This window comes from Vogesella facilis, from assembly GCF_042648525.1.
GTDB lineage: Bacteria > Pseudomonadota > Gammaproteobacteria > Burkholderiales > Chromobacteriaceae > Vogesella > Vogesella facilis.
In genome coordinates, this window is the sequence record NZ_JBHRXN010000030.1 from 74,608 (window position 1) to 100,552 (window position 25,945).

At 64.9% G+C, this 25,945-nt stretch carries 28 protein-coding genes and 6 tRNA genes; 14 read left to right on the forward strand and 20 right to left on the reverse strand.

From position 1 onward, the window contains the following. The 6 genes from ACFOLG_RS10100 to rsmD form a co-directional block, all read right to left on the reverse strand. A partial coding sequence (locus ACFOLG_RS10100; protein WP_386091337.1) for a GTP-binding protein occupies positions 1-591 on the reverse strand: 591 nt, incomplete at its 3' end. Between the two features lie 42 nt (positions 592-633). Beyond that, positions 634-708: transfer RNA gene (locus tag ACFOLG_RS10105), tRNA-Thr, on the reverse strand. 12 nt (positions 709-720) lie between these two features. After that, a tRNA-Gly gene (locus tag ACFOLG_RS10110) sits at positions 721-794 on the reverse strand. A 48-nt stretch (positions 795-842) separates the two neighbouring features. Continuing rightward, positions 843-927, reverse strand: a tRNA-Tyr gene (locus ACFOLG_RS10115). 130 nt (positions 928-1,057) lie between these two features. Then, positions 1,058-1,309: a YfhL family 4Fe-4S dicluster ferredoxin gene (locus tag ACFOLG_RS10120; RefSeq protein ID WP_386091359.1), complete on the reverse strand. Its 252-nt coding sequence runs from the start codon at positions 1,307-1,309 to the stop codon at positions 1,058-1,060. 77 nt (positions 1,310-1,386) lie between these two features. Continuing rightward, entirely contained in the window at positions 1,387-1,938 is a 552-nt protein-coding gene (gene rsmD / locus ACFOLG_RS10125; RefSeq protein WP_386091361.1) for a 16S rRNA (guanine(966)-N(2))-methyltransferase RsmD, read from the reverse strand. A 179-nt stretch (positions 1,939-2,117) separates the two neighbouring features. Here rsmD and ftsY point away from each other — a divergent pair, with 179 nt between their 5' ends. From ftsY to rpoH, 4 genes are all read left to right on the forward strand, one after another. Continuing rightward, the gene (ftsY, locus tag ACFOLG_RS10130; RefSeq protein ID WP_386091363.1) at positions 2,118-3,149 is read left to right on the forward strand and encodes a signal recognition particle-docking protein FtsY; all 1,032 of its coding nucleotides are present in this window, start codon (positions 2,118-2,120) and stop codon (positions 3,147-3,149) included. Positions 3,150-3,182: 33 nt separating this feature from the next. Continuing rightward, positions 3,183-3,836, forward strand: a complete 654-nt coding sequence (ftsE, locus tag ACFOLG_RS10135; protein WP_386091365.1) for a cell division ATP-binding protein FtsE — start codon at positions 3,183-3,185, stop codon at positions 3,834-3,836. Next, a complete protein-coding gene (ftsX, locus tag ACFOLG_RS10140) occupies positions 3,833-4,744 on the forward strand; it encodes a permease-like cell division protein FtsX (protein WP_386091367.1) in 912 nt (303 codons plus the stop codon). Before ftsE ends, ftsX begins: the two co-directional genes overlap by 4 nt. A gap of 110 nt (positions 4,745-4,854) precedes the next feature. After that, a complete protein-coding gene (gene rpoH, locus ACFOLG_RS10145) occupies positions 4,855-5,715 on the forward strand; it encodes an RNA polymerase sigma factor RpoH (RefSeq protein WP_386091369.1) in 861 nt (286 codons plus the stop codon). A 71-nt stretch (positions 5,716-5,786) separates the two neighbouring features. On the opposite strand, the gene ACFOLG_RS10150 is transcribed toward rpoH, so the two are convergent. The 5 genes from ACFOLG_RS10150 to cutA form a co-directional block, all read right to left on the reverse strand. After that, the gene (locus ACFOLG_RS10150) at positions 5,787-7,541 is read right to left on the reverse strand and encodes a PglL family O-oligosaccharyltransferase (protein ID WP_386091371.1); all 1,755 of its coding nucleotides are present in this window, start codon (positions 7,539-7,541) and stop codon (positions 5,787-5,789) included. A 169-nt stretch (positions 7,542-7,710) separates the two neighbouring features. Further along, positions 7,711-7,786, reverse strand: a tRNA-Lys gene (locus tag ACFOLG_RS10155). A 15-nt stretch (positions 7,787-7,801) separates the two neighbouring features. Further along, positions 7,802-7,877, reverse strand: a tRNA-Lys gene (locus ACFOLG_RS10160). A gap of 16 nt (positions 7,878-7,893) precedes the next feature. Next, positions 7,894-7,969 (reverse strand) — tRNA-Lys (locus tag ACFOLG_RS10165). A 111-nt stretch (positions 7,970-8,080) separates the two neighbouring features. Next, positions 8,081-8,398 (reverse strand): divalent-cation tolerance protein CutA, encoded by a 318-nt coding sequence (cutA, locus tag ACFOLG_RS10170; protein WP_386091373.1) that lies wholly within the window; start codon positions 8,396-8,398, stop codon positions 8,081-8,083. Positions 8,399-8,413: 15 nt separating this feature from the next. Between cutA and ACFOLG_RS10175 the strand changes: the two genes are divergently transcribed. Further along, a complete protein-coding gene (locus ACFOLG_RS10175; RefSeq protein WP_386091375.1) occupies positions 8,414-8,863 on the forward strand; it encodes an FxsA family protein in 450 nt (149 codons plus the stop codon). Here the strand turns inward: ACFOLG_RS10175 and ACFOLG_RS10180 are convergent. Further along, on the reverse strand, positions 8,841-9,140 hold the full coding sequence (locus ACFOLG_RS10180; RefSeq protein WP_386091377.1) for a DUF167 domain-containing protein: 300 nt from the start codon (positions 9,138-9,140) through the stop codon (positions 8,841-8,843). The genes ACFOLG_RS10175 and ACFOLG_RS10180 overlap by 23 nt on opposite strands. An 82-nt stretch (positions 9,141-9,222) precedes the next feature. On the opposite strand from ACFOLG_RS10180, the gene ACFOLG_RS10185 reads away from it, so the two are divergent. The 5 genes from ACFOLG_RS10185 to ACFOLG_RS10205 all read left to right on the forward strand — a co-directional run bounded on the left by ACFOLG_RS10185 (position 9,223) and on the right by ACFOLG_RS10205 (position 11,836). After that, entirely contained in the window at positions 9,223-9,687 is a 465-nt protein-coding gene (locus ACFOLG_RS10185) for a Dps family protein (protein ID WP_386091379.1), read from the forward strand. A gap of 99 nt (positions 9,688-9,786) precedes the next feature. Then, entirely contained in the window at positions 9,787-10,434 is a 648-nt protein-coding gene (locus ACFOLG_RS10190; RefSeq protein WP_386091381.1) for an energy transducer TonB, read from the forward strand. 13 nt (positions 10,435-10,447) lie between these two features. Then, positions 10,448-10,816 (forward strand): VacJ, encoded by a 369-nt coding sequence (locus ACFOLG_RS10195; protein WP_386091383.1) that lies wholly within the window; start codon positions 10,448-10,450, stop codon positions 10,814-10,816. Between the two features lie 83 nt (positions 10,817-10,899). Further along, entirely contained in the window at positions 10,900-11,310 is a 411-nt protein-coding gene (locus ACFOLG_RS10200; RefSeq protein ID WP_386091385.1) for an acyl-CoA thioesterase, read from the forward strand. Positions 11,311-11,350: 40 nt separating this feature from the next. Next, positions 11,351-11,836, forward strand: coding sequence for a TlpA family protein disulfide reductase (locus tag ACFOLG_RS10205; RefSeq protein WP_386091387.1), 486 nt, complete (start codon positions 11,351-11,353; stop codon positions 11,834-11,836). A 58-nt stretch (positions 11,837-11,894) separates the two neighbouring features. On the opposite strand, the gene ACFOLG_RS10210 is transcribed toward ACFOLG_RS10205, so the two are convergent. The 8 genes from ACFOLG_RS10210 to def all read right to left on the reverse strand — a co-directional run bounded on the left by ACFOLG_RS10210 (position 11,895) and on the right by def (position 20,549). Next, positions 11,895-12,656, reverse strand: a complete 762-nt coding sequence (locus tag ACFOLG_RS10210) for a HesA/MoeB/ThiF family protein (RefSeq protein WP_386091389.1) — start codon at positions 12,654-12,656, stop codon at positions 11,895-11,897. A gap of 209 nt (positions 12,657-12,865) precedes the next feature. Further along, entirely contained in the window at positions 12,866-14,134 is a 1,269-nt protein-coding gene (locus ACFOLG_RS10215; protein ID WP_349587330.1) for a sigma-54-dependent transcriptional regulator, read from the reverse strand. Next, complete coding sequence (locus ACFOLG_RS10220) at positions 14,134-16,245, reverse strand: sensor histidine kinase (RefSeq protein ID WP_386091391.1); 2,112 nt, start codon at positions 16,243-16,245, stop codon at positions 14,134-14,136. Before ACFOLG_RS10220 ends, ACFOLG_RS10215 begins: the two co-directional genes overlap by 1 nt. Next, positions 16,245-16,847: a DUF4390 domain-containing protein gene (locus ACFOLG_RS10225; RefSeq protein WP_386091393.1), complete on the reverse strand. Its 603-nt coding sequence runs from the start codon at positions 16,845-16,847 to the stop codon at positions 16,245-16,247. The genes ACFOLG_RS10220 and ACFOLG_RS10225 overlap by 1 nt, the downstream gene beginning before the upstream one ends. Then, complete coding sequence (gene rsmB / locus ACFOLG_RS10230) at positions 16,807-18,057, reverse strand: 16S rRNA (cytosine(967)-C(5))-methyltransferase RsmB (RefSeq protein WP_386091395.1); 1,251 nt, start codon at positions 18,055-18,057, stop codon at positions 16,807-16,809. Before rsmB ends, ACFOLG_RS10225 begins: the two co-directional genes overlap by 41 nt. An 82-nt stretch (positions 18,058-18,139) precedes the next feature. Next, positions 18,140-18,994: a zinc metalloprotease HtpX gene (htpX, locus tag ACFOLG_RS10235; RefSeq protein WP_386091397.1), complete on the reverse strand. Its 855-nt coding sequence runs from the start codon at positions 18,992-18,994 to the stop codon at positions 18,140-18,142. Positions 18,995-19,051: 57 nt separating this feature from the next. Next, positions 19,052-19,972 (reverse strand): methionyl-tRNA formyltransferase, encoded by a 921-nt coding sequence (gene fmt, locus ACFOLG_RS10240; protein ID WP_386091399.1) that lies wholly within the window; start codon positions 19,970-19,972, stop codon positions 19,052-19,054. Between the two features lie 73 nt (positions 19,973-20,045). Further along, a complete protein-coding gene (gene def / locus ACFOLG_RS10245; RefSeq protein WP_386091401.1) occupies positions 20,046-20,549 on the reverse strand; it encodes a peptide deformylase in 504 nt (167 codons plus the stop codon). Positions 20,550-20,659: 110 nt separating this feature from the next. On the opposite strand from def, the gene ACFOLG_RS10250 reads away from it, so the two are divergent. The 4 genes from ACFOLG_RS10250 to topA all read left to right on the forward strand — a co-directional run bounded on the left by ACFOLG_RS10250 (position 20,660) and on the right by topA (position 25,692). Beyond that, positions 20,660-21,682, forward strand: coding sequence for a LysM peptidoglycan-binding domain-containing protein (locus tag ACFOLG_RS10250; RefSeq protein WP_386091402.1), 1,023 nt, complete (start codon positions 20,660-20,662; stop codon positions 21,680-21,682). Continuing rightward, positions 21,679-22,785 carry a DNA-processing protein DprA gene (dprA, locus tag ACFOLG_RS10255; protein ID WP_386091404.1) on the forward strand — a complete coding sequence of 369 codons (1,107 nt, stop codon included), beginning with the start codon at positions 21,679-21,681 and terminating at the stop codon, positions 22,783-22,785. The genes ACFOLG_RS10250 and dprA overlap by 4 nt, the downstream gene beginning before the upstream one ends. 17 nt (positions 22,786-22,802) lie before the next feature. Continuing rightward, entirely contained in the window at positions 22,803-23,261 is a 459-nt protein-coding gene (locus ACFOLG_RS10260) for a DUF494 family protein (protein ID WP_386091406.1), read from the forward strand. A 133-nt stretch (positions 23,262-23,394) separates the two neighbouring features. Then, a complete protein-coding gene (topA, locus tag ACFOLG_RS10265; protein ID WP_386091408.1) occupies positions 23,395-25,692 on the forward strand; it encodes a type I DNA topoisomerase in 2,298 nt (765 codons plus the stop codon). Positions 25,693-25,945: the final 253 nt, after the last annotated feature.

Genomic DNA, 25,945 nt, shown 5'->3' on the forward strand with positions numbered 1-25,945 from the left:
TGCGTCAGCCAGACGGAAGATCGCCGGCTCGCCGTATTCGGACTGGTCGCCTTCCAGCGCCAGACGGGCGGAACCGGTAACGATCGGGGTGTCGTCGCCCGGGAAATCGTAGGAAGACAGCAGGTCGCGCACTTCCATTTCCACCAGTTCCAGCAGCTCAGCGTCGTCCACCAGGTCGGCCTTATTCAGGAACACGATGATGTACGGAACGCCAACCTGACGGGACAGCAGAATGTGTTCGCGGGTTTGCGGCATCGGACCGTCAGCGGCCGAGCACACCAGAATCGCGCCGTCCATCTGGGCAGCACCGGTAATCATGTTCTTCACGTAGTCAGCGTGACCCGGGCAGTCAACGTGAGCGTAGTGACGAGCCTCGGTTTCGTATTCAACGTGTGCGGTATTAATGGTAATACCACGAGCCTTTTCTTCCGGCGCGCTGTCGATCTGGGAGTAGTCTTTAGCTTCGCCACCGAACTTCTTGGACAGAATGGTGGTGATAGCAGCGGTCAGAGTGGTTTTACCATGGTCAACGTGACCGATGGTGCCGACGTTTACGTGCGGCTTGGTCCGCGCGAACTTTTCTTTTGCCATGGCAAAAATTCCCTGAATGCGAGTTAAAGTCTAAGTAATACTTGGTGCCCATGGGCAGAATTGAACTGCCGACCTCTCCCTTACCAAGGGAGTGCTCTACCCCTGAGCTACATGGGCCAAACTAAATCCTGGAGCGGGTGAAGGGAATCGAACCCTCGTCGTAAGCTTGGAAGGCTTCTGCTCTACCATTGAGCTACACCCGCCTACGATCCGGACGACCATTTCGTTTGCCGCCAAGACTCAATAGCAACTGGTGGGGGGAGAAGGATTCGAACCTTCGAAGGCTGAGCCGTCAGATTTACAGTCTGATCCCTTTGACCGCTCGGGAATCCCCCCGTCGAAGAAGCCCGAATAGTATAGACACCCCACTAGCCCGTCAACACCCAAACAGTCTTTTTTTTGCATTTTGCAAGCAAACGGCCCTGCCAGAGACAGGGCCGTGTTGCAAATCAGGCACTTAAGCGACTCAGGCTTTGCCGCTGATACGCAGATATTTCTGATGCAGCTGATCCTGACTCTCTTCATGCGACGGATCCAGCGGAATGCAATCCACCGGACAGACCTGCTGGCATTGCGGCTCATCGTAGTGGCCCACGCACTGGGTGCACAGATCCGGGTCGATCACATAGATTTCTTCGCCCTGCGAGATCGCATTGTTCGGGCATTCCGGTTCACAGACGTCGCAGTTAATGCACTCGTCGGTAATCATCAAAGCCATAGTAATTTCCTCAAGTATTCCACACAATGAATTCTGTCACCCGGCCCGAACACAAGCAAGTTCCGGCCGTTATATCCTTATATGCTGCTTTCTTGTGCCAGCAGATAGCCGTGCACCAGCCCGGCACGGATCGAGCGCAGCACTTCCCAACCGGCAAACTCTCGCGCCGCCGCCGTTTCGACATAAACGCGGCCGCCTGCGGCCAACCTTGCTGGCAGCAGCGGCAGTACCTGCGCCAAGAGCGCGCTGGCGTAAGGTGGATCGACGAAGATCACGTCGAACTGCCCCTGCCCCGCCGACAGGTAGGCCGACGCATCCTGATTCAGCACCTGGATCTGTGTCGCACCAAGCAGCTGGACATTGCGGTGCAGGGTGTCCGCCACCGCGCGCACCTTCTCCACCAGTACCACCTCCTTGGCGCCACGCGACGCAGCCTCGAAGCCCAGCGCACCACTACCGGCAAACAAGTCCAGACAACGCAGCCCGTCCAGCTCCTGGCCCAGCCAGTTGAACAGTGTCTCCCGCACCCGGTCAGGGGTTGGCCGCAAGCCCTCGACAGCCGGCACCTCCAGCAAGCGGCGACGGTACTGCCCACCGATGATGCGAACCTTGTTGCGCTGCTGCGTCATGTATCCTCCTGAATTTCAAGGGCGGGATTCTACCCCGAGTCTGGCGTCGGCGTCTGTTATTGCACACATGCACGAGCACAACGGCAATTGCCTATATAAGGAATACTGTCGGCCGTCGCTCTTCCGCGCTGATTTGACGTTACAATCGCACTTTCTCTAGCCGCCTTTATTCTCAAAGCATGTTTAGCTTCTTCAAGAAAAAGACCGACACTCCCGTTGCGCCCGCTCCCGAGAGCAGCGAAGCGACATCCGCCAGCCCCGTCAGCGCCGCGCCAATCGAATCCAGCCCCGCCACCGTTGCCAAACCCAGCTGGACCGAGCGCCTGAAGGCCGGCCTGTCCAAAACCCGTGACAAGCTGGGCAAGCAGCTGGCCGGGCTGTTTGGCGGCGGCAAGATCGACGAAGAGTTGTACGAAGAGCTGGAAACCGTGCTGCTAACCGCCGACATGGGGGTGGATGCCACCGTGCACCTGCTGAAGGACGTGCGCGAACGCGTCACCCTGAAAGGCCTCAGCGACGCCAGCGAACTCAAGGGCGCACTGAAGGACTCGCTGTCGGCGCTGATCGGCCCGCTGCAGCAGCCGCTGGACGTGTCCACCAAGAAGCCGTTCGTGATCATGATGGTGGGCGTCAACGGCGCCGGTAAAACCACCTCCATCGGCAAGCTGGCGAAATACTTCCAGAGCCAGGGCAAGAGCGTGCTGCTGGCCGCCGGCGACACCTTCCGCGCCGCCGCCCGCGAGCAGCTGATGGCCTGGGGCGAGCGCAACAACGTGACGGTGATCGCGCAGCAGAGCGGCGATGCCGCCGCGGTGTGCTTCGACGCCATCCAGGCCGCCACCGCGCGCGGCATCGATATCGTGCTGGCTGACACCGCCGGCCGCCTGCCCACCCAGCTGCACCTGATGGAAGAAATCAAGAAGGTGAAGCGGGTGATCCAGAAAGCGATTCCCGACGGTCCGCACGAGGTAATGCTGGTGCTGGACGCCAATATCGGCCAGAACGCCATCAACCAGGTCATCGCCTTCGACGACGCGCTGGGCCTCACCGGCCTGGTGCTCACCAAGCTGGACGGCACAGCCAAGGGCGGCGTGATCGCCGCCATCGCCAAGCAGCGCCCGGTGCCACTGCGCTTCATTGGCGTCGGCGAGAGCATCGACGACCTGCGCCCGTTCGATAGCGACGACTACATCGACGCGCTGTTCGACTGAGCCTGCGGCCAACCTTTCCCCTGAGGATGCGACATGATCCAGTTTGATCAGGTGACCAAGCGCTACCCCGGCGGCCACGACGCGCTGCGCAACCTGTCATTCACCATCGACAGCGGCGAGATGGTGTTTCTCGCCGGCCACTCCGGCGCCGGCAAGAGCACCCTGCTGAAGCTGATCTCCGGCATCGAGCGTGCCACCAGCGGCAGCGTGCTGGTGAACAACCAGAACCTGAGCCGGCTGCGCGCCAGCCAGCTGCCCTACGTGCGCCAGCACATCGGCATCGTATTCCAGGACCACAAGATCCTGTTCGACCGCAATGTGTTCGACAACGTGATGCTGCCGCTGGACATCATCGGCTTCGACCGCCGCGATGCCGCGCGCCGCGTGCGGGCCGCGCTGGACAAGGTCGGCCTGGCCGGCAAGGAGAAGGTGATGCCGGTACGGCTGTCCGGCGGCGAACAGCAGCGGCTGTGCATCGCGCGCGCCGTGGTGCACCGGCCCAGCATCCTGTTGGCCGACGAGCCGTCGGCCAACCTTGACCGCGCCTACGCGCTGGACATCATGGAGCTGTTCAAGTCCTTCCACCAGGTGGGCGTTACCGTGCTGATCTCCGCGCACGACGAGACCCTGATGGAAGACTACGGCCGCCGCATCATCCGCCTGCGGGAAGGACAATTCGCCTCATGAAGCATTTCTTCTACCTGCACTGGCAGGATGCCAGACAAGCGCTGCGCAAGATGCTGCGCCAGCCGGTGGGCAGCCTGCTGAGCCTGCTGATGCTGGCGGTAGCGATGTCGCTACCGGTCAGCCTGTACCTGGGCGCCGGCAGCCTGCAGCACTGGGTGGGCAAACTCACCGCCTCGCCGCAGATCACCCTGTTCATGGAGCTGTCCGCCGAGCAGGCCGATATCGCCGCGGTGCAATCCAGCCTGTCGTCCCATCCCACCGTAGCCAATTTCCGCTACGTTGGCCGCGACCAGGCGCTACGCGAACTGGAGCAGCGCAGTGGCCTTGCCGGCATCAGCGAGGGGCTGGACGGCAACCCGCTGCCGGACGCCTTCATTGTCACCCCCAAGCCGGACACCGCGCCGGACGCGCTGGACATGCTGCAAAAGGAATTGTCCGGCCTGCCGATGGTGGAGCAATCGCAGTTCGATGCCGCCTGGGCGCGCCGCCTGCACGGCCTGCTGGATATCGCGGTGAAGCTGGCCTGGTTCCTCGCCGCCAGCTTCGGCATCGCACTGGTGCTGATCACCCACAACACCATCCGCATGCAGATTCTGGCGCGACAGGAGGAGATCGAAGTGGCCAAGCTGATCGGCGCCACCGACAGCTTCATCCGCCGCCCCTTCCTGTACCACGCGTTCTGGCTGGGCCTGCTCAGCGCGCTGCTGTGCTGGGGGCTGAGCAGCCTGTTCGTGGCGCAGGCAGCGCCGGCGCTGAACGAATTTGCACGGCTGTACGGTGAGAACATCAACCTGGCCGGGCTGAGTGGCGTCGAGTTGGCCGCACTGGCCGGCGGCAGCATCCTGCTGTGCCTGTTCGGTGCGCGACTGGCGGCGGATCATCATCTGCGCAAGGTGCGCGCGCACTGATGCTATCGGCCACATAAAAAAATACCATCAAACGGGAACCGGGCCCGATCTGGCACTCTCATAAGCTGAGTGCTAACATCGGTTCAGGTTTTCTTGAGGACAAGCCATTTATGACTGCAATCGCCTTGCCTGTACTCTCCTCCAACGGCAGCCTGGAGCAGTACATCCAGACCGTTAACAGCATCCCGATGCTGACACCGGAAGAAGAGTTCGAGCTTGCCACCCGCCAGCACCAACAAGGTGACCTGGACGCGGCCAAGCGGCTGGTGCTATCGCATCTGCGCGTGGTGGTTTCCATCGCCCGCGGCTATTCCGGCTACGGCCTGCAGCAGGCCGACCTGATCCAGGAAGGTAATATCGGCCTGATGAAGGCGGTAAAGCGCTTCGAACCCAATCGCGGCGTACGCCTGTTCTCCTTTGCCGTACACTGGATCAAGGCCGAGATTCACGAGTTCATCCTGCGCAACTGGCGCCTGGTGCGCATTGCCACCACCAAGCCGCAGCGCAAGCTGTTCTTCAACCTGCGCAGCATGCGCCAGAGCCTGTCGGCGCTATCGGAACACGAAGCGCATGCCATCGCGCAGGAGCTTGGCGTCAAGCCGGAAGAAGTGCGTGAAATGGAAACGCGCATGAGCGGCCAGGACATCGCGCTGCTGGCCGATGATGGCGATGATGAGGGCTTTGCCCCCATCGACTGGCTGGCCGATTCGCACGACGAGCCAACGCGCGCGCTGGAACGCCGTTCGCTGGATCTGCTGCAAAGCGAGGGCCTGGAGCAGGCGCTCAGCACGCTGGACCCGCGCAGTCGCCGCATCATCGAGGCGCGCTGGCTGGCGGACGACAGCGGCGCCACGCTGCACGAGTTGGCCGCAGAGTTCGGCGTCTCCGCCGAGCGCATCCGCCAGATCGAGGCCAAGGCACTGGGCAAGATGAAAACCGCGCTGAGCAGCGGCCAGGTCATCGACGCCTGAGCGCCCCCTCCTCGAAAAAAAGCCACCGAACGGTGGCTTTTTTCTTGCTGGCACTGCGGCCAAGCGGCGCATTAACGATATTGCGCCGGCAAGGCGGCGACCGCCTGCTGTGCAATCTGCCGCAGCTCGCGCCACGCCGGCTCATCCTCGTCCAGATCATCCAGAAAATCCGGCGCATAGGTGGGAAACGAGGCCAGCGCGGTACGCAGCGTGCTGGCCGCCCTGACTTGCTCGCCCGCCAGCGCCTCCATCTTCGCCTTGCGCAGCAGCACGTCCGGGTAGGGGCGGTAGGCCGCCATCAGGTCCAGCCATTTGCGCTGGTTCGGCGTCGCCGCGGCCGTGGGCTGGATCACGTCATCCAGCAGGCCCAGCGCATGCGCGGCAAACATCGGCTCGCTGCGGATGATCTGCTCCAGCCGCTGCTGCTTTTTCTGACTGGTCGGATAGTACAGCCCCTGCAGCTCGATATAGCGCCAGCTGCCATACAGCGCCAGCGCCAGCATGAGCAGCGCCACGCCGCGCGCCAGCAACGGCAGCAGCGCCGGTGCCGCCCGGCCGGACGCCGGCGCCAGGCTCGCCATCATCACCAGCACCGCCGGGAAGTACAGATACCACAGCGGGTACTCCAGCATGCTGTGGATCAGGGTAACGCTCATTACCGCCACCGGCACCAGCTGCGAGGCGTCGACCCGGCGCGACAGATACGGCCACACCGCCCACGCGAAGCCGAGCAGCGCCGCCGCGGTGCCGAGCAAGCCCATTTCTGCCAGCAGCTGGAACACCAGGTTGTGCGCATTGGCAAACAGGCCGCTGTTCACCCCGGCATTGGCAAACTGCGGCAGCATCTGCAGCCGCACGCTCTGCGCGGCATACTGGCTCCAGCCCACGCCGTAGAGCGGTGCCTCCCGAAACACCAGCCAGGCCTTGCCCCACTCCGCGAGCCGGCGCGCGCCCATGCCATCGACGTTGCTGCTGAGCCGCTCCACCCCGCTGGCCACCACCTGGCCATGCAGCAGCGGCGCCAGCAGGCGCTCGCCCAGCGGCAGCACAAACTGCATCGCGATGATGGCGACCACCGCCAGCCACAGCGCCTGCCACATGCGGCGCGATGTCGCGCTGCGCACGCGCCAGTGCCACCACGGCGCCAGCAGCGCCAGCGCCACGGTATACAGCAGCACCGTGCGCGAGCCGGCAAAGGCAATCGACAGCGCCAGCCACAGCACCGCGGCGGCCAACCAGCGCCGCGACCACTGCTCGCTCGCCGCCAGCCAGCAGGCGGCAATCACGCCCCAGGTCAGGTAATGCGCGTACTGGTTGCGCTGGCCGATGTGGCCGAAAATATTGGTGGTGGGATGGGCGCCGTCATAGAACAACACCCCGCCCATCAGCTGCGCCAGGCCGGTCAGCTGCGCCAGACCGATCAGCGACTGCGCCAGCGCCCCCAGCAGCAGCGATTTGCACAGCAGCGCAATAACCGCATCATTGCCGGCTGCCGCGCGCCACTGTGCCGTCATCCAGCCCAGCAGTGCCAGGGCGACAAACGCCAGCGCCGTCGCCTGGTTGAGCCCCGGAAACAGCACCGGCAGCAGCAATGGCTGCGCCGCCCAGACGCCGGCCAGCAGTAGCATCCACAATGTGGTGCGCGGCAGCTCGGCGCCGCGCTGCCACGGCAGGCAGTAGCAGGCCAGCACCGTCAGGAATACCACACTGATCTCGCCCCACCATTGTGGCAGCGGCAGGAAATGAAAGCGGGACAGGAAGGGCAGCGAGGCAACTGCGGCCAACATCAGGGCCGCCAGCGACTGGCGACGTTGGGCGAACATCATGGATAGCGTGTGGACAGGCAAGGAAAGCGGCAAGTCTAGCCCAGCGCCGAAGCGCTGTAAAAATGCGTTTGTAACGCCGGGTCCGGCCGGCAAGCGGCTGGCCACACGAAAGCCAGCGCTGCAAAACAAACAGCCCGATCGCGATGACCGGGCTGTGTGCAGAATACGGTGGTGGGTCGTGCGGGGCTCGAACCTGCGACAAACGGATTAAAAGTCCGCTGCTCTACCAACTGAGCTAACGACCCTACCTGAGGGCTGCGTGGTGGGTCGTGCGGGATTCGAACCTGCGACCAACGGATTAAAAGTCCGCTGCTCTACCAGCTGAGCTAACGACCCTACGCAATTCTCTGGGTGGTGGGTCGTGCGGGATTCGAACCTGCGACCAACGGATTAAAAGTCCGCTGCTCTACCAGCTGAGCTAACGACCCCCAAGAGAGTTCGCAACTATACGGATGCCGATTTGTTCCGTCAAGCGCTTTTACAAAACAATGCAGAAAAACGCTTATGTGGAACGTTTACCCGAACAGGATGCCCCACACTCAGGGCGTCACCGAAGCCATCACCCATTGCTGGTAAGCCATGGCACCCGCCGCCAGTGGCAGCGCGATAATTTCCGGCACATCATACGGGTGCAGCTCTTGGATTCTTCGCTCCAGGGCTGCATATACTGTGTCGGTAGTCTTGAGCAACAGCGGCACCTCGCGTGCGCGCTCCACCTGCCCCTGCCAACGGTACACCGACTCGCACTCGGGCAGGATGTTGGCACAGGCGGCCAGTCGCTCGGCAACCAGCGTTTCGGCCAGCCGGCTTGCCAGCATGGCATCCGGCACATTGCACACAACCAGTAACACTTTCATGCGGATATCCGTTTCATGCGTGGATTATTGATTTTATTGCTGCTTTACCCGTTTTTCGAAATGTACTCACTGTTTCTGCTGGCCGACAAGATTGGCGGTGGCTGGACCTTGCTGTGGGTCATCGCCAGCTTCTTCCTCGGCAGCCTGTTGATGCGCGGCAGCAAGCTGGGCGGCCTGCTGACGGTCGCCGCCACCCTGCGCGAAGGCAAGGTGGGGCTGTTTTCGCTGCTGTGGCCGCTGCGCATCATGATTGCCGGCCTGCTGCTGGCGATTCCCGGCCTGGTCAGCGACCTGTTCGCCTTGCTGCTGCTGTTGCCCTGGCCCAGCCCCAAGCTGGCCGAGCTCAACTTGGGCGAGCGCTTCCGCCCCGGCCCGGCGGCCGGCGGCGAGCAGGGCGAAGACATCATCGAAGGGGAATACGAACGCGTCGACCCGCGCACGCCTAGCGACCGCCACCTGCACTAGCCGGCAGCAAGCGGGCCAGCACCGCGCCGGCGTCCACGCCGCTGACCGCCACGATCTTGTGGCGGTTGCGCTCGCCGGACAGCAGGCTCACGGCACGGCGCGGCACCGCCAGATAATCGGCCAGCCACTGCAGCAGCGCGGCGTTGGCCTTGCCTTCCACCGGCGGTGCGGCCAACCTGATCTTGAGCGCGTCACCATGCTCTCCCGCCAGCTCGCTCTTGCGTGCCCCGGGCTGCACATGCAGGGTCAGCCGCACGCCGGCGGGGTGTTCCGTCAACCAGGGTTTCATTGGTGCCCTTTTGTCCGCAAAGGGGCAATTGTAGAACGTAACGCAGTCTCGATCAGACAGGAGCAACACTATGGATATCGGCATTTCCGCCCAGGACCGCGCCCGCATCGCAGAAGGCTTGTCCCGCTTGCTGGCCGACAGCTACACCCTCTACCTGAAGACCCACTTCTTCCACTGGAACGTCACCGGGCCGATGTTCCAGACCCTGCACCTGATGTTCGAAACCCAGTACAACGAGCTGGCGCTGGCCGTGGACCAGATCGCCGAGCGCATCCGCGCGCTGGATCACATCGCCCCCGGCAGCTACGGCGACTACGCGCGGCTGACCTCGATCGGCGAGAGCAAGGGCGTGCCCAAGGCACAGGACATGATCCGCGAGCTGGTGCAGGGCCATGAAACCGTGTGCCGCACCGCGCGTTCGCTGTTTCCGCTGGCGGACGCCGCCAGCGACGAGCCGACCGCCGACCTGCTGACCCAGCGTCTGCAAGTGCATGAAAAAACAGCCTGGATGCTGCGCAGCCTGCTGGAAAACTAAGCGCTGTTACGGGCGTGCTACACTGTTGGCATGCCCGCTCCAAACCGTTTCGGCCCGCCGCCCGCCACGGTGGACCCTTCACTCTTCAAGGTCGCGATCATGGTATCGCTGGCCTTGCACCTGCTGTTGCTGCTGGCACTGAGCGGCTGGTTGCCCGGCAGCAGCACGCCGGCGGTCAACCTGCCGATCTCCTCGCTGCAAGTCACCCTGCTGCCCACTCCGCCCGGCCAGACACCGCAACGCGCACAGCTGCTGGCCCAGCACGATAGCCAGGGCAGCCTGCAGGCCACGCAAGCCGCCACGCCCGCAGCCCAGCCCGAACAGCAGCCACCGCTACCGTCACCCATTGCCAACGCCCGGCTGCTGACCGCGCCGCCCGCCAGTGCGCAACGCCCGCAGGCCAGACTGAGCACCGCCGCGGTCGGCGTCAGCTGGGCCAACTACGTGGAGGACTGGCGCCACCGGGTCGAGGACATCGGCAATCGCAATTACCCGGCGGAGGCACGGCAACAGAACCTGTTCGGCAGCCTGGAGCTGCTGGTGACCATCCGCGCCGATGGCGCGCTGCTGGATGTGCGCGTGCTGCGCAGCTCCGGCACCGCAGTGCTGGACCAGGCCGCCCTGCGCATCGTGCGCCAAGCCGCGCCCTACCCGCCGTTCCCGTCCACGTTGGCCGCAGAGTACGGCTCGCTGCAAGTCGTGAGAAAATGGACCTTTACCACCGCCAACCAGCTGGCTGGCAGCTGAACAAGGAATTGCCATGTACGAAGTCAACCGCAGTGTCGCCGTCCTGAAACCACGCCAGGCCTTTCTGGATTGGCTGCTGCAGCTGCCGGGCAATCTGGAGGGCAGCCTGCAGCTGGCGGAACTGCGCCGCGACTGTAACGCACTGCTGATTCCCGCCGCCGACGACTACGCCAGCGCCCAGGACTTCGTCCACCACCACTACCGCACCCTGTTCGGCGCCGAACTGGCCGACTGGTGCGACGATGATGCCTTCTGGCCAGAGCTGTCGCCGCAGCTGTTCCTGCAGTGGTTCGACGTGGAAATCCACTCGGTACTGACCGACCTGGTGGACTTCCCGCTGGAGCGCGAACCGTTCGTGCCGTTCGACCTGGACCAGGACTAAGGCGCCAGCCGCTGTTTTCGCCACCGGCCGCCCGAGCGGCCGGGGCCCGCCGGCAACGCACCGGCCTTTCCACGAGGAGAACCATGCCACACCATACCAAGATCAAGGTCCGCGGCTATCACCTGGACCTGTACAGCCATGTCAACAACGCGCGCTACCTGGAGTTCCTGGAAGAGGCCCGCTGGACCTTTTTCGAGGATTGCGCCGACCTGCCCGCCTTCCTCGCCTCCGGCATCGCACTGATCGTGGTCAACATCAATATTGACTACCGTCATCCGGCGACCATGAACGATGAACTGCTGATCGAAACTTCGGTAAAATCGGTGGGCAATCGCAGCAGCGTGATTCACCAGTGCGTCAAGCTGGCGGCCAGCGGCAAGATCGCGGCGGAAGCCGACGTCACCCTGGTGGCCTACGACGGCCGCCAGCAGAAGGCCATCCCCCTCGACGGCGAACTGCGGGAACTTCTGAACACGCTGCAGCACCAAGCCTGATCGCCGCCGCACGCCGTTGCGGCCAACCCGGATGTGTAACATGAAGCTCAACAAAGCCCTGACCGTTGCCCTGCTTGCCGCCAGCACCCTGCTGAGCGGCTGCTTCACCGACGGCGCACCGGCGGTGCAATACACCAGCCTTTCCGGCCAGCAGGCCAGCACCGACAGCCTGAAAGGCAAGGTGGTACTGGTGAACTTCTGGGCCACCAGCTGCAGCGGCTGCATGGCCGAGATGCCCAAGCTGGTTGCCACCCAGCAGAAATACGCGCCGCAGGGCTTCCAGACCGTGGCGGTGGCGATGAGCTACGATCCGCCCAACTACGTGCAGGCCTACGTCAACGACAAGAAACTGCCGTTCTTCGTGGCGCTGGACAGCCAGGGCAGCATCGCCAAGTCCTTCGGCGACATCCAGCTGACGCCGACCTCCATCCTGATCGACAAGCAGGGCAACATCATCAAGCGCTTCGTCGGCGAGCCGGACTTCGCCGAGCTGCACCAGCTGATCGAACAGAATCTCAAGGCCTGACGCCAGCACACAAAAAAGCCGCTTTCCAAGGAAAGCGGCTTTTTTCATGCTTGCCGACTCATGGGCGACTGGCGCACACCGGACAATCCGGATCGCGCGGTACCGTCAGCTGACGGAAGCTGCCATCCAGCGCGTCATACAGCGTCAGCTGGCCCAAGGTTGGCCGCAAGCCGGCCAGCAACTTGAGCGCCTCCACTGCCTGCAGGCTGCCGATCACCCCCACCAGCGGCGCCAGCACGCCAAAAGTGGCGCACGGGCCGTCGCTGGCCTCGCCCTCGTCTGGGAACAGGCAGTGATAGCACGGCGAGGCGGCATCGCGCGTGTCATACACCGCCAGCTGGCCGGAGAAGCGCACCGCGGCACCGGACACCAGCGGCACGCCGGCGGCGACGCAGGCGCGGTTGATGGCGTGGCGGGTGGCAAAGTTGTCGGAGCAATCCAGCACCAGGTCGTGCGCCGCCACCTCTGCGGCCAACGTGTCGCCCTGCAGCCGCTCGGCCAGCAGCCGCAGCTGCACATCCGGGTTGATCGCCGCCAGCCGCGTCGCCGCCGATGCCACCTTGGGCTGCCCCAGTGTGCTCATGTCGTGGATCACCTGGCGCTGCAGATTGGTCAGCTCCACCGTATCGTCGTCCACCAGCGTCAGCTGGCCGATGCCGGCGCTGGCCAGGTACAGCAAGGCCGGCGCACCCAGGCCGCCGGCGCCCACCACCAGCACGCGCGCCGCCAGCAGGCGCTCCTGGCCGGCAACGTCGATTTCCGGCAGCAGGATGTGCCGGCTGTAGCGCAGCAGCGCCGCGTCGTCGAGTTCTTTGTTCATGATGCCAAACGGCCGCCATGAGCGGCCGGAGAATGTTGACAAAGCCCTTTCGCGCAGCGAAAGGGCTTTGTTTTATAAACAGGAGGGCTGCCGAGGCAAGCGCTTAGCTGGAGCAACCCGGCTTGGCCGGATTCGGTAGCGTGTAAACGAAAAACTCGTCTGCAGCCTGACGGCCGCCAAGGCAGCCGTCCCGTAAGGTGTTGCGCCGCTTATTCCTCGGCGGTCTTGCGACTGAATTTCACGCCCAGCTGCTTGAGCTTGCGGTACAGGTGGGTACGTTCCAGCCCCACTTTCTGCGCCACGCGGCTCATATTGCCGTTTTCCAGCACGATGTGGTACTCGAAGTAACGGCGCTCCAGCTGCTCGCGCAGTTCGCGCAGCGGCAGGTTGAAATCGAAGCCGGTTTCTTCCACTGGTTTTTCGTGGCGGAACTGCGCCAGCACCTTGTTCACTTCCACCACGTCGATTTCTTCCGCCTCGGTGGTCAGCCCCAGGCTCTTGATGATGCTGCGCAGCTGCTCCAGGTTACCCGGCCAGTCGTACTGGCGCATGGCGTTGAGCGCGGCGGTGGTGAGCTTGCGCGTCGGGATCTGCTTGGACTCCACCAGCTCGTGCAGAATCTGCTCGGCGATGAAGATGATGTCCTCGGCGTGCTCGCGCAACGGCGGAATCGGCACGATGACGCTGGACAGCGCGGTGAGCATGCGGTTGTCGCACTCCGGGTCCACCAGCAGCTCCTGCAGCGGGCGGCTGCAGGAACACACCAGCCGCACGTTGAAACGATCAAGCTTGGACAGCAGGAACAGCAGGCCCTGCTGGGTGCGACGGTTGTACTGGCCGATGTCCGGCAGGAACAGCACGCCGTTGTTGGCCTTCTGCAGCAGCTCCAGCGGCGCGTCCGCCAGCTGCTCCAGCTTAGCCGGCATCACCCACGGCATATTGCCGTGGTGGAAGAAGCGCGCCACCAGCTCGAACCCCACACCGGGCTCGCCGGTGAGCAATACCGGCGATTTCACCTTGGAAACGCGGTCCAGCTGCCGCTTCAGCTCCTGAATCGGTGCGCTCTTGCCGAGCTTGTCCAGGTTCAGCGAGGTGTTGGCCTGCATGTCGCCATACTTGAGCGCGCGCTGCACGGTAGTCAGCAGCTTTTGCAGCGCGATCGGCTTTTCCAGGAAATCGAAAGCGCCGATGCGGGTGGCCTCGACTGCGGTGTCGATGCTGGCATGGCCGGACATCATCACCACCGGCATGTTCAGCTGCCCGGACTTGGCCCACTCCTTGAGCAGGGTCACGCCGTCGCAGTCCGGCATCCAGATATCCAGCAACACCAGTGCCGGCCGGGTCTGGCCGCGCAACTGGCGGGCCACTTCGGCATTTTCGGCAAGCGCTACGGTAAAGCCTTCGTCCTGCAGGATCTCCGAGAGCAATTCCCGGATACCGATTTCGTCATCAACAATCAGAATGTCGCTGCTTCGCATTAAGCCTCCAGCATTGGCAGGGTGAGAAGGATCCGCGCGCCGCCGCTGTCTCCATTGGCCAGTTGAACCTGACCGTGGTGCTCCTCCACTATCTTTTTCACCACCGCAAGGCCCAGCCCGGTGCCCTTGGCCTTACTGGTTACGTAAGGCTCAAAGGCGCGGTGCAGTATGTCTGCACTGAACCCTGCGCCGTTGTCCTGTACACAGACGAGCGCGTTCCTTCCTTCTAGTCGGCTGCTAATGTGAATCATCGGGATGTCAGCGTCAAGGACTGCATCTTGTGCATTCTGCAGAAGGTTGTGCAGCACCTGGCGCAGCAGCGCCGCATCGCCCATCAGCGGCAGCGGCTCGGCACACAGTTCCGCCCGCAGCGCCGGATTGCTTTCGTACAGCGTCAATACCTCGCGAATCAAGGTGTTGAGTTCCAGCGGGCCAAGCTTGGTACGTGGTGCGCGCGCATAGTCGCGGAAGGCATCCACCATGCCTTTCAGCGCGGTAACCTGCTTGATGATGGTGTCGGTGGCGCGGCGCAGCATGTCGGCATCGGCGCCTTCCAGCTTGTCCGCCAGCTTCATCGCCAGCCGTTCGGCCGACAGCTGGATCGGCGTCAGCGGGTTGCGGATCTCGTGCGCCAGGCGCTTGGCCACCTCGCCCCAAGCCGCGTCACGCTGCGCGCGCCCCAGCTCGGTGATGTCGTCGAACACCACCACGTAGCCGGTGCCGGAACGCTCCGGCAGCACCGCGCCGCGCACCACCAGCTGGCGCTGACCGTTGCCGCCGCTGTAATCGATCTGCTGCTGCCAGTCGTGCGGGTTAACGTTGGCCGCTTCACGCAGGATGGTATCCACCAGCGGCGTCAGCTCCGGGCGCAGCACCGGCCAGACCTGCAGTTCCTCGCTGGCCAGCGCCTCGAAGTTCACGCCGAGAATGCGGCCGGCACTGGTGTTGGCCGCGCGCAGGTTCCAGTTGCTGTCGAAGGCCACCACCCCGGCCGACAGGTTGGCCAAGATGCTCTCCAGGTACAGCTTGCCCGCTTCCAGCAGGCGGCGGTTCTCGTCGGCGGCGTAGCGCGCCTCCTCCAGCTGCTGCGTCATGCGGTTGAACATGGTGGTAAGAATGCCCAGCTCGTCCTTGCGGTACACCGGGTGACGCTTGGAGTAATCGCCCTGCGCCACGGCGCGCGTGCCGGCGGCCAGCTCGGACAGCGGCGCCGACAGCCGCTCGGAGATGAACAGCGCAAACGCCAGCGCCGCGGTGAGCGCCAGCAGGAACACCAGCGCCAGCGTCAGCATGTAGAAGGTTTTCAGCCCGTCGCGCGCCAGCACCAGCTGGCGGTAGTCGGTGCGCGCCTCCTCGATCAGCTCGGCATCGCGCGCGATCTGCGCCGGCGCCGGCTGGATGATCTGTACCACCAGCGCCTCGTCGGTGACGAAGCTGCGGTACGGCAGCAGCACCTTGAGCAGCAGGCCACTGCGGGCGTCGTTGTCGATGCTCTCATGCAGTTTGCGGCTCTGCAGCGAGCGCAGCAGCTCGTAGTCCGGCGCGCGCGGCAGGTAGCGCAGCTCGTCCGGGCCGGCAAAGCTCACCAGCTTGCCCTGCCGGGTGTAGACGGCGATCTCCTCCACCCCCAGCTGTTCGCGCAGGCGCGCCAGCCGGCTGGTGAGCTCGCGCTCGCTCTGGTCGGCGATGTCGTTGGACACCACCCGCGCCTTGCGCGACAGGTCGGTCAGCACGTAGCCCAGCGCATTGCGTCCCAGCTCCAGGCCGCGGTCGAGCGCGGTCTCCACCTGCACGTTGAACCAGCTCTCGATACTGCGGGTCAGGAACTGCGCCGACACGGTGAACACCAGCATGCCCGGCAGCAGCGCCACCACGGTGAACATCACCACCATCTTCTGCGTCAGCTTGGCGCCGAACTCGCGGCTCTTCACCCGCCGCCGCAGGCGCAGCACCTGCCGCACCACCACGCCGATCAGGCCGGCCAGGCCCAGCGCATTGAGGCCGAACACCCACCAGTAGTATTCGGCCAGCTTGGAAGTGTTGCCGGTGGAGATCGCCAGCAGATACATCAGCACCACGCCCAGCGCGGCGGCTATCGCCGGATAACGCATCAGCTCCCCCCCTCGACCGTCACCGACGTCCACGCCGATTCCAGCGACCAGTCGCTGGCGCCCAGCGCATTGAGCTGGAACGGCCGTGGCAGCTGGCCGATATCCAGTTCCAGTTGCACGCGGCCGCGCAGCAGCCGGCGATCGCTTTCATCCCAGTCCGACACGTCCAGCACCCGCCAGCCGGCGATGCTGCCCACCGCCGCCAGCGCCTCGGCCAGCGAGTTGTAATTATTGGCCAGGCTGCCGATCGCCACCCGGTAGCGGTTGGTCAGCCGGTAATACATCAGCTTGAAGTTGATGCTGGCGGTCGGTTCGAAAAAGTGCTTGAAGCGCAGCCAGTAGGCACTGCTGCGTGGGTGGGTCAGCTCGAAGGTGAGGCGAAAAGTCAGCGGAATGCCCTGCTGCACCGCATCCTGCAGGGCATTGGGCAGCACGATCTGGTAGCGGGTGGAAATGGCCAGCGCGTGCTCCTCCACCTCGGCACGCGCGCGCAGCGCGGTAATGCCCTCCGCCGCCTGCGCCGCAAGCGGCAACAGGCAGGCGGCCAGCACCAGCAGCAGGCTAAGAACGTTTCGCCAACAGCGCGTAATAGAAGCCGTCATGTTCCGGGGTAGGCAGCAATTGTTCGTCTTGTAATAGCTGGGCGTCAGGATGACGCGTCAGGAAGGCATCCACCTGCTGGCGATTTTCCTCCGGCATGATGGAACAGGTTGCATACAGCATTTTGCCACCGGCGGCCAGCAGCGGCCACAGCGCGTCGCTGAGCGCGCCCTGCTGCTGCCCCAGCGCGGCGAAGTCGGTCGGGCGGCGCAGCCACTTGATGTCCGGATGGCGGCGCACCACGCCGCTGGCCGAGCACGGCACGTCGGCGAGGATACGGTCGAACGGCTGTCCGTCCCACCACTTGGCCGGCTGTGCGGCATCGGCGGCGACCACGTTGGCCGCAAGCCCCAGCCGCGCCAGGTTTTCCTCCACCCGCTGCAGGCGGCCGGCGTCGATGTCCAGCGCGGTCAGCGCGATGTCGGCCAGCTCCAGCAGGTGGCCGCTCTTACCGCCCGGCGCGGCGCAGGCATCCAGCACCCGCATGCCCGGCTGCACGTCCAGCCAGCGCGCCGCCTGCTGCGCTCCCCAGTCCTGCACCGACACCCGGCCGTCGGCGAAGCCCGGCAGCTCGCGCACATTGCACGGCGTCTCCAGCAGCACGGCATGGCCGTCCAGCGCACGCGCCGCCATGTCCTTGCCGGCCAGCTCGGCCACATAGCCGGCGGCGTCGCCGTGGCGGGCATTCACCCGCAGCGTCATCGGCGGGTGGCGGTTGCTCTCGTCGAGGATGTCCGCCCACTGCGCCGGGTAGGCGGCGCGCAGGCGCTGCAGCCACCAGCGCGGGTGGTTGTAGCGCGCCTCATTGTCGCGCAGTGCGGCGGCCAGCAGTTCGTCGCGCTGGCGCAGCGCGTTGCGCAGCACGCCGTTGACCAGACCCTTGAACTTGCCGCGCGCCACCGCCGCGGCGGCATTCACCGCCTGGTCCACCACCGCGTAGTCGGCGGCGCGGGTGTGCAGCAGCTGGTACAGCGCCACCAGCAGCAGGCGCTCGATCTCCGCCGCCGGCAGCGGCCGCGGCACCAGCTGGCGCAGCACGAAACGCAGCTGGCCCAGCCGGCGCAGGCTGCCGTAGGCGATGTCCTGCAGCGCGCCGCGCTCGGCGGCGGAGAGTTCCTGGTTGCGCTGGACGGTGGCCAGCGCCTCGGTCAGGGTGCGGCCCTGCTCGACGCGCTCGAGCACGCCGGCGGCCAGTTCCTGGATACGGTGCATATTTAGGTGTTCCAACAAGAAAACCGGCCACCGTCCGCAAACGGGACGGTGGCCGTGATTCGACAGGGCGGATGATACCGGTTCAGCGCATGCCGCGCGCGATCTCCTGCAGCCGCGCGATGCGCTCCTCGGTGTGCGGATGGGTGCGGAACAGGCCGCTGATGCCGCCGCCGGACAGCGGGTTGATGATCATCATCTGCGCGGTTTCCGGGTGCGCCTCGGCGGCGTACATCGGCCGCCCTTGCGCGTAGTACTCGATCTTCTGCAGCGCGGCCGCCAGTGCCAGCGGGTCGCCGCTGATCTCGGCGCCGCCGCGGTCGGCCTCGAACTCGCGAGCGCGCGAGATCGCCATCTGGATCAGGCTGGCGGCCAGCGGCGCCAGGATCGCCACCGCGATGCCGGCGATCGGGTTCACCGGCCGGCCGTCTTCGTCGCGGCCACCGAAGAACATGGCAAAGTTGGCCAGCGCGGAAATGGCGCCGGCCATGGTGGCGCTGATGGTGGAAATCAGCGTGTCGCGGTGCTGCACGTGCGCCAGCTCGTGCGCCATCACCCCGCGCAGCTCCTGGTAGCTGAGCATGCGCATGATGCCGGTGGTGGCGGCCACGGCGGCGTTTTCCGGGTTGCGGCCGGTGGCGAAGGCGTTCGGCTGCTCCTCGTGGATCACGTACACCCGCGGCATCGGCAGGCCGGCGCGCTGCGCCAGCTCGGCCACCATGCCGTACAGCTCCGGTGCGCTGTGGCCATCCACCTCCTGGGCGTTGTACATACGCAACACCATCTTGTCGGAGTTCCAGTAGGCGAACACGTTCATCGCACCGCCGAACAGCAGCGCCAGCAGCATGCCGCTCTTGCCGCCGATCATGCCGCCGATCATGGCGAACAGCGCCACGATGGCCGCCATCAATACCGTGGTCTTCAACCAGTTAAAGCCCATAGCCAGTTTCCCTTTTCAGTCAACGCTACCCAGCAGATGCGGGCAGGTTTTGGAGCCTCAAGCCCCCAGCACGGTTCCCGTCAGGTTGCTGCGGCCGGCGGCGAACTCGCGTGCAGCCAACCTTTTGCCGCCGGCGGCCTGCAACTCGGTAATGCGCACCAGGCCGTGGCCGCTGCCCACCACCACGCCGTCGGCATCGGCACGCAGCACCTCGCCCGGCGCGCCGTGGCCGTCGATGGCCTCGGCCTGCCACAGCTTGAGTGCCTCGCCGGCCAGCAGGGTGTGTGCGCCCGGCGCCGGGTTGTAGGCGCGGATGGCGCGGGCGATGGCGGCGGCCGGCTGCGTCCAGTCGACGCGCGCCTCCTCCTTGCTGAGCTTGGCGGCGTAGGTGACGCCGGCTTCCGGCTGCGGCTCCGGCACACAGGCGTCCAGCCGCGCCAGCGTGGCGACGATGGCCTCGGCGCCCAGCAGCGCCAGCTTGTCGTGCAGCGTGGTGGCGCTATCGTTGGCCGCAATCGGCAGCGCATGGATGGACAGCATGTCGCCGGTGTCGAGGCCGACATCCATCTGCATGATGGTGATGCCGGTTTCGGCGTCGCCGGCCAGGATGGCGCGCTGGATCGGCGCCGCTCCGCGCCAGCGCGGCAGCAGCGAGGCGTGGATGTTGAGACAGCCGCGCGCCGGCATCTCCAGCACCGCCTTGGGCAGCAGCAGGCCGTAGGCGGCCACCACCATCACCTCGGCGCCCACCTCGGCCACCAGCGCCTGCGCCTCCGGCGTCTTCAGCGTCAGCGGCTGCTCCACGCGCAGGCCGTGCTGCAGCGCCAGCTCCTTCACCGGGCTGGGCTTGAGCTTCATGCCGCGCCCGGCCGGGCGGTCCGGCTGGGTCAGCACCAGCGCAATGTCGTGGCCGGCGGCGAGCAGCGCCTGCAGCGCCTGGGCGGCGAATACCGGGGTACCGGCAAAAATCAGCTTCATCGGGAATCCTCAAATGCGGCGGGGCACGACTGGCGTGCCCCGCGTCCAGCTACGGCCAACGTTGGCCGCACGCTTACATGGTGTGCTTTTCGCGCTTTTTCAGCTTGGTCTTGATGCGCGCCTGCTTCAGCTCCGACAGGTATTCCACGAACACCTTGCCGTCGAGGTGATCCACCTCGTGCTGCAGGCAGATCGCCAGCAGGCCGCCGGTATCCAGCTCGAACGGTTTACCGTCGCGCCCCAGCGCGCGCACTTTCACGTGCTCGGCACGGGTCACCTTGTCGTAGATGCCGGGCACCGACAGGCAGCCCTCCTCGTACACCGTCTCGCCGTCCTTCTGCAGGAATTCCGGGTTGATGAACACGTAGGGCGCCGATTTGTCTTCGGAAATGTCGATCACGATCAGCCGCTGGTGAAAGTCCACCTGGGTCGCCGCCAGGCCGATGCCGTGCGCCTCGTACATGGTTTCGAACATGTCGTCGATCTGCTGTTGCAGCGCCGCATCGAAAACTTCCACCGGCTTGGCTACTTTGTGCAAGCGCGGATCGGGATAATGAAGGATATTGAGTAATGCCATAATCAAAGCCGTTTCAGTTGAGGATGCCGACGCGGGTGTCAATAATGTTGGCAGCATCCGGTGAATTGCGTTTTCCGTCCAGTGCCGGCTACAGATGGGGTCACTTTCAGATGTTAAAACCTATTATATCTCTTGTCCTGGCCCTTGGCCTGTCCGCTCCGGCCCTGGCCGATACCCTGCAATTGCGCGAAGACGCCCCGCAGCGCTACGTGGTGAAAAAGGGCGACACGCTGTGGGACATCTCCGGCAAGTACCTGAAATCGCCATGGAAATGGCCGCAGCTGTGGCGCATGAACCGCGAGCAGATCAAGAACCCTCACTGGATCTACCCCGGCGACGTGCTGTACCTGGATTACGAGAACGGCCAGCCGATACTGCGCATCGGCAGCAACCGCACGGTGAAGCTGTCGCCGCAGGTGCGCAGCACGCCGCTGGACGAGGCCATCAGCATGATTCCGGCCAAGGCGATCGAGCCGTTCCTCAAGCGCCCGCTGCTGGTGGATGACACCGCCGACTACGAGCGTGCGCCGCGCCTGGTGGCCACCCAGGAAAACCGCGTGATCCTGTCCACGCTGGACCCGGCCTACGCCACCGGCCTGACTTCCGCCGGCACCTGGCAGGCGTACCGGCTGGGCCGCCCGGTGGTGGACCCGGACAGCAAGGAGCTGCTGGGCCACGAGGTGATCTACGGCGGTGACCTGCTGGTGCGCAAACTCGATGCGGTCAGCAGCCTTCAGGTGGGCAAGGTCAACGAGGAGATCCTGGTCGGCGACCGCCTGGCGAAGAAGGCCGAGCATGAAGACCTGCAGTACATCCCGCACGAACCGCCGGCCGAGCTGCAGGGCAAGATCGTGCAGAGTGTCAGCGGCGTCAACGAGATCGGCCAGCTGTACAGTGTGGTGATCAACCGCGGCCGCCGTGAAGGCGTCGAGATCGGCCACGTGTTTGGCATCTACCGCGCGCCCAAGCTCATCAGCGTGGAAAACAACGGCCAGAAACAGCAGTTGGCCATGCCGTCCGAACAGCTGGGCGACCTGATCGTCTACCGCGTGTTCCAGAAGGCCTCCTACGCGCTGGTGCTGCGCAGCAGCCAGTCGGTGATGGTGGGCGACCGCATCGCCGCGCCGCAATGAGCGACCGCCTGCGCGCCTGGGCCACGCTGGCATTCTCGCCCGGCGTCGGCCCGCAACGCTTCCTGCAGCTGATCCAGCGCTTCGGCAGTGCCGAGGCCGCGCTGGCGGCGCGTCCGGCGCAACTGGAGGGCATCTTGGAGCGCGAGGTCGCCGAGCAGCTGGGCGGCGAGCTGGCGCAGCAAAGTGCCGCAGCGGCGCTGGCCTGGGGCGCCGCCGAGGGCTGCCACCTGCTCACGCTGCAGGATGACGACTACCCGTGCCAGCTGGCCGAGGCCGGCGCCGCGCCGCCGCTGCTGTTTGCCCGCGGCCGGCGCGAACTGTTGGCCGCACCGATGCTGGCCATCGTCGGCAGCCGCAACTCCACGCCGCAGGGCGACGACAACGCCCGCAGCTTCGCCCGCAACCTGGCGGCCAACGGCTACAGCATCGTCAGCGGCCTGGCCGACGGCATCGACGCCGCCGCACACGAGGGCGCGCTGAGCCAGGCCGCCAGCACCGTGGCGGTAATCGGCACCGGCATCGACCGCGTCTACCCGGCGCGCAACCGCGAACTGGCGCACCGCATCGCCGAGCAAGGGCTGATCCTGTCCGAGTTTCCGCTGGGCGCGCCGCCGGCGGCGCAGAACTTCCCGCGCCGCAACCGCATCATCGCCGGCCTGGCGCGCGGCTGCCTGGTCGTGGAAGCCACGCTGCAAAGCGGCTCGCTGATCACCGCGCGGCTGGCACTGGAAGCCGGGCGCGAGGTGATGGCGATTCCCGGCTCCATCCACAATCCGCAGGCGCGCGGCTGCCATCGCCTGCTGAAAGACGGCGCCCGGCTGGTGGAAACCGTGGACGATGTGCTGGATGAAGTCGGCCGTTTGCCGCTGCGCAGCGCCCCGGTCAGCGCCAGCCCGCCCGCCGCTGACGATGCCGCACCGCCGCCGCTGCTGCTGGCGATGGGCTTCGATCCGGTGGATGCCGACACCTTGGCCGCCCGCCTCGGGTTGACGCCGGGGGAGGTTTACGCGATGCTGCTCGAGCTTGAAATACAGGGTCATGTTGACAGCATGCACGGTGGCCGCTACCAGCGCCGCCGCGATGCCGCCAGCACGGCCTGCTAACCGGTTGATTCCCCTGAATGTTTGACGTACTCGCCTACCTGCTTGAAGAATTCAGCGACCCCGATGCCTGCCCCGCGCATGACGATCTGGGCCGCCAGTTGGCGGCTGCCGGTTTCGAAACCGACGAGATCAGCAACGCGCTGGAATGGCTGGATGGCCTGAACAGCCTCAACGACGGCGCCTACCAGGGCGCCAACGACAGCAACGGCCTGCGCGTGTACCACGACGAGGAAATCGCCCGTCTGCCCACCGAGATCCGCGGCCTGATCATGTTCTTGGAAGACAACGGCGCGCTGTCACCGGCGCAACGGGAAATGCTGATCGACCGCCTGCTGGCGATGCCGGATGACGAAATCTCGCTGCCCACCGCCAAACTGGCGGCGCTGATGGTGCTGTGGGCGCAGCGTGCCGAGCTGCCGGTACTGGTGGGCGAGGATCTGCTCACCGCACTGCATGGCGAGCCCACCATGCAGTAAGCGCTACGGCCAGCCGCAGCTTGGCCGCAACGCAGGCACCGACAAGAGCGCCAAACTTGCGCTCTTGTTTTGTTTGATGAATACACAATATTGTCGTCCTGAAACTCAGGATTTCTGCTGAAACGACCCGCCCATGCCCACTAGCCTGCTGATTGTCGAATCGCCGTCAAAAGCGAAAACACTGAAAAAATACCTGGGAGCCGAGTTTGAAGTCCTCGCCTCCTACGGCCACGTGCGCGACCTGGTGCCGAAGAATGGCGCGGTGGACCCGGAAAAAGACTTCGCCATGAAGTACCAGCTGATCGCGCGTAACAGCAAGCACGTCGACGCCATCGTCGACGCGGTGGGCAAGGTAGACCACGTCTACCTGGCAACTGACCCGGACCGCGAAGGCGAGGCGATTTCCTGGCACCTGGTGGAAATCCTCAACAAGAAAAAACTGCTGAAGGACAAAACCGCGCAGCGTGTGGTGTTCCACGAGATCACCAAGAACGCGGTGCTGGACGCCATCGCCCACCCGCGCGACATTTCGCAGGAGCTGGTGGATGCGCAGCAGGCACGCCGCGCGCTGGACTACCTGGTGGGCTTCAACCTGTCGCCGCTGCTGTGGAAGAAGATCCGCCGCGGCCTGTCCGCCGGCCGCGTGCAGAGCCCGGCGCTGCGCCTGATCTGCGAGCGCGAGCACGAGATCAAGGCCTTCGTGTCGCAGGAATACTGGACCGTGCACCTGGACAGCCACAAGAGCCGCACCAAGTTCAGCGCCAAGCTCAACGAGTTCGCCGGCAAGAAGCTGGAGCAGTTCGACATTCCCGATGACGCCGAGCAGGCGCGCCTGCTGGCCGCGCTGCAGGGCCACAGCGCCCAGGTTGGCCGCATCGAGAAGAAAAAGAAGACCCGCAACCCGGCGGCGCCGTTCACCACCTCCACTCTGCAACAGGAGGCGGTGCGCAAGCTGGGCATGACCACCGACCGCACCATGCGTACCGCGCAGCAGCTGTACGAAGGTATCGACATCGGCCAGGGCACCGTCGGCCTGATCACCTATATGCGTACCGACTCGGTGGCGCTGGCCAATGAGGCGGTGGAAGAAATCCGCGGCTACATCACCGAGCGTTTCGACGGCGAGCACCTGCCGAAGAACCCGGTGACCTACAAGAACAAATCCAAGAACGCGCAGGAAGCGCACGAGGCGATCCGCCCGACCTCCATCCTGCGCACGCCGGAATCGGTAAAGGCCTTCCTCACCGCCGACCAGTTCAAGCTGTACGAGATGGTGTGGAAACGCACCCTGGCCTGCCAGATGGCGCCGGCCAAGTTCGACACCACCAGCATCGACATCCACGTCGGCGAAGGCGTGTTCCGCGCCAGCGGCCAGGTACTGGTGTTCGGCGGCTTCCTGTCGGTGTACGAGGAAGACGTCGACGACGCCGAGGACGAGGAGAACGCCAAGCTGCCGTTGCTGGAAGAAGGCGAAACCCTGCCGGTGGACAAGCTGTACAGCGAGCAGCACTTCACCCAGCCGCCGCCGCGCTTCTCCGAAGCCAGCCTGGTAAAAGCGCTGGAAGAGTACGGCATCGGCCGCCCGTCCACCTACGCCAGCATCATCTCCACGCTGAAGGATCGCGAGTACGTGATCCTGGACAAGAAGCGCTTCTTCCCCACCGACACCGGCGACATCGTCAACAAGTTCCTTACCGAACACTTCGCCCAGTACGTGGACTACAACTTCACCGCCAAGCTGGAAAACCAGCTGGACGAGATCGCCAGCGGCCAGCGCCAGTGGGTGCCGGTGATGGACAGCTTCTGGAAGGGCTTCCACAAGCAGATCACCGAGAAGGAAGGCATCAGCCGCGCCGAGGTCACCACCGAGAGCCTGGACGAGGCCTGCCCGAAATGCGGCCAGCCGCTGTCGATCAAGTTCGGCAAGCGCGGCCGCTTCATCGCCTGCACCGGCTACCCGGACTGCGACTACACCCGCAACGTGGGCGAAACCGCCGAGCAGGCGGCGGCGGAAGCCGAGGCGCCGACGGTGATCGAAGGCCGCAGCTGCCCGGATTGCGGCGGCGAACTGCACATCAAGAAGGGCCGCTATGGCAAGTTCATCGGCTGTGCCAACTACCCCAAGTGCAAGCACATCGAGCCGCTGGAAAAGCCGCGCGACACCGGCGTCACCTGCCCGCAGTGCAAGGCCGGCAGCCTGATCGAGCGCAAGAGCCGCTACGGCAAGCTGTTCTACAGCTGCAACACCTACCCCAAGTGCACCTACGCCACCTGGAACCCGCCGATCGCCGAGACCTGCCCGAAATGCCAATGGCCGGTGCTGACCATCAAGGTCACCAAGCGCCGCGGCACCGAGAAGGTGTGCCCGCAGAAGGAATGCGGCTACGCCGAGCAGATCGCGCCGCCGGAGGGCAAGCCGGCCGACGCCTGATGCGGCCAACGTTGGCCGCAAAAAAACCGCCTCCCGGGGCGGTTTTTTCATGCGGAAACGCACGTTTTTTCCGGCTGGCATCCGCCACGACAAGGGCTATGATTCAGCCAAGGGGGTACGTCGGAGATCGCAAGGTTGCACTGCAGACGGAGCGATGATCGCGCTCCATTCCCGACGCGCCCCTGCCTGATTGACAGCACGCCGCCGCCAGGCGGCGTTTCTCATTGCCCCCGTCGATGACGGGATGGGCCAG

What these genes read in the sequence shown, in the direction of transcription:
- ACFOLG_RS10120 (WP_386091359.1), bottom strand. Translation starts at nt 1,309, where the DNA reads ATGGCTTTGATGATTACCGACGAGTGCATTAACTGCGACGTCTGTGAA.
- rsmD (WP_386091361.1), bottom strand. Translation starts at nt 1,938, where the DNA reads ATGACGCAGCAGCGCAACAAGGTTCGCATCATCGGTGGGCAGTACCGT.
- ftsY (WP_386091363.1), top strand. Translation starts at nt 2,118, where the DNA reads ATGTTTAGCTTCTTCAAGAAAAAGACCGACACTCCCGTTGCGCCCGCT.
- ftsE (WP_386091365.1), top strand. Translation starts at nt 3,183, where the DNA reads ATGATCCAGTTTGATCAGGTGACCAAGCGCTACCCCGGCGGCCACGAC.
- ftsX (WP_386091367.1), top strand. Translation starts at nt 3,833, where the DNA reads ATGAAGCATTTCTTCTACCTGCACTGGCAGGATGCCAGACAAGCGCTG.
- rpoH (WP_386091369.1), top strand. Translation starts at nt 4,855, where the DNA reads ATGACTGCAATCGCCTTGCCTGTACTCTCCTCCAACGGCAGCCTGGAG.
- ACFOLG_RS10150 (WP_386091371.1), bottom strand. Translation starts at nt 7,541, where the DNA reads ATGATGTTCGCCCAACGTCGCCAGTCGCTGGCGGCCCTGATGTTGGCC.
- cutA (WP_386091373.1), bottom strand. Translation starts at nt 8,398, where the DNA reads ATGAAAGTGTTACTGGTTGTGTGCAATGTGCCGGATGCCATGCTGGCA.
- ACFOLG_RS10175 (WP_386091375.1), top strand. Translation starts at nt 8,414, where the DNA reads ATGCGTGGATTATTGATTTTATTGCTGCTTTACCCGTTTTTCGAAATG.
- ACFOLG_RS10185 (WP_386091379.1), top strand. Translation starts at nt 9,223, where the DNA reads ATGGATATCGGCATTTCCGCCCAGGACCGCGCCCGCATCGCAGAAGGC.
- ACFOLG_RS10190 (WP_386091381.1), top strand. Translation starts at nt 9,787, where the DNA reads ATGGTATCGCTGGCCTTGCACCTGCTGTTGCTGCTGGCACTGAGCGGC.
- ACFOLG_RS10195 (WP_386091383.1), top strand. Translation starts at nt 10,448, where the DNA reads ATGTACGAAGTCAACCGCAGTGTCGCCGTCCTGAAACCACGCCAGGCC.
- ACFOLG_RS10200 (WP_386091385.1), top strand. Translation starts at nt 10,900, where the DNA reads ATGCCACACCATACCAAGATCAAGGTCCGCGGCTATCACCTGGACCTG.
- ACFOLG_RS10205 (WP_386091387.1), top strand. Translation starts at nt 11,351, where the DNA reads ATGAAGCTCAACAAAGCCCTGACCGTTGCCCTGCTTGCCGCCAGCACC.
- ACFOLG_RS10210 (WP_386091389.1), bottom strand. Translation starts at nt 12,656, where the DNA reads ATGAACAAAGAACTCGACGACGCGGCGCTGCTGCGCTACAGCCGGCAC.
- ACFOLG_RS10215 (WP_349587330.1), bottom strand. Translation starts at nt 14,134, where the DNA reads ATGCGAAGCAGCGACATTCTGATTGTTGATGACGAAATCGGTATCCGG.
- ACFOLG_RS10220 (WP_386091391.1), bottom strand. Translation starts at nt 16,245, where the DNA reads ATGCGTTATCCGGCGATAGCCGCCGCGCTGGGCGTGGTGCTGATGTAT.
- ACFOLG_RS10225 (WP_386091393.1), bottom strand. Translation starts at nt 16,847, where the DNA reads ATGACGGCTTCTATTACGCGCTGTTGGCGAAACGTTCTTAGCCTGCTG.
- rsmB (WP_386091395.1), bottom strand. Translation starts at nt 18,057, where the DNA reads ATGCACCGTATCCAGGAACTGGCCGCCGGCGTGCTCGAGCGCGTCGAG.
- htpX (WP_386091397.1), bottom strand. Translation starts at nt 18,994, where the DNA reads ATGGGCTTTAACTGGTTGAAGACCACGGTATTGATGGCGGCCATCGTG.
- fmt (WP_386091399.1), bottom strand. Translation starts at nt 19,972, where the DNA reads ATGAAGCTGATTTTTGCCGGTACCCCGGTATTCGCCGCCCAGGCGCTG.
- def (WP_386091401.1), bottom strand. Translation starts at nt 20,549, where the DNA reads ATGGCATTACTCAATATCCTTCATTATCCCGATCCGCGCTTGCACAAA.
- ACFOLG_RS10250 (WP_386091402.1), top strand. Translation starts at nt 20,660, where the DNA reads ATGTTAAAACCTATTATATCTCTTGTCCTGGCCCTTGGCCTGTCCGCT.
- dprA (WP_386091404.1), top strand. Translation starts at nt 21,679, where the DNA reads ATGAGCGACCGCCTGCGCGCCTGGGCCACGCTGGCATTCTCGCCCGGC.
- ACFOLG_RS10260 (WP_386091406.1), top strand. Translation starts at nt 22,803, where the DNA reads ATGTTTGACGTACTCGCCTACCTGCTTGAAGAATTCAGCGACCCCGAT.
- topA (WP_386091408.1), top strand. Translation starts at nt 23,395, where the DNA reads ATGCCCACTAGCCTGCTGATTGTCGAATCGCCGTCAAAAGCGAAAACA.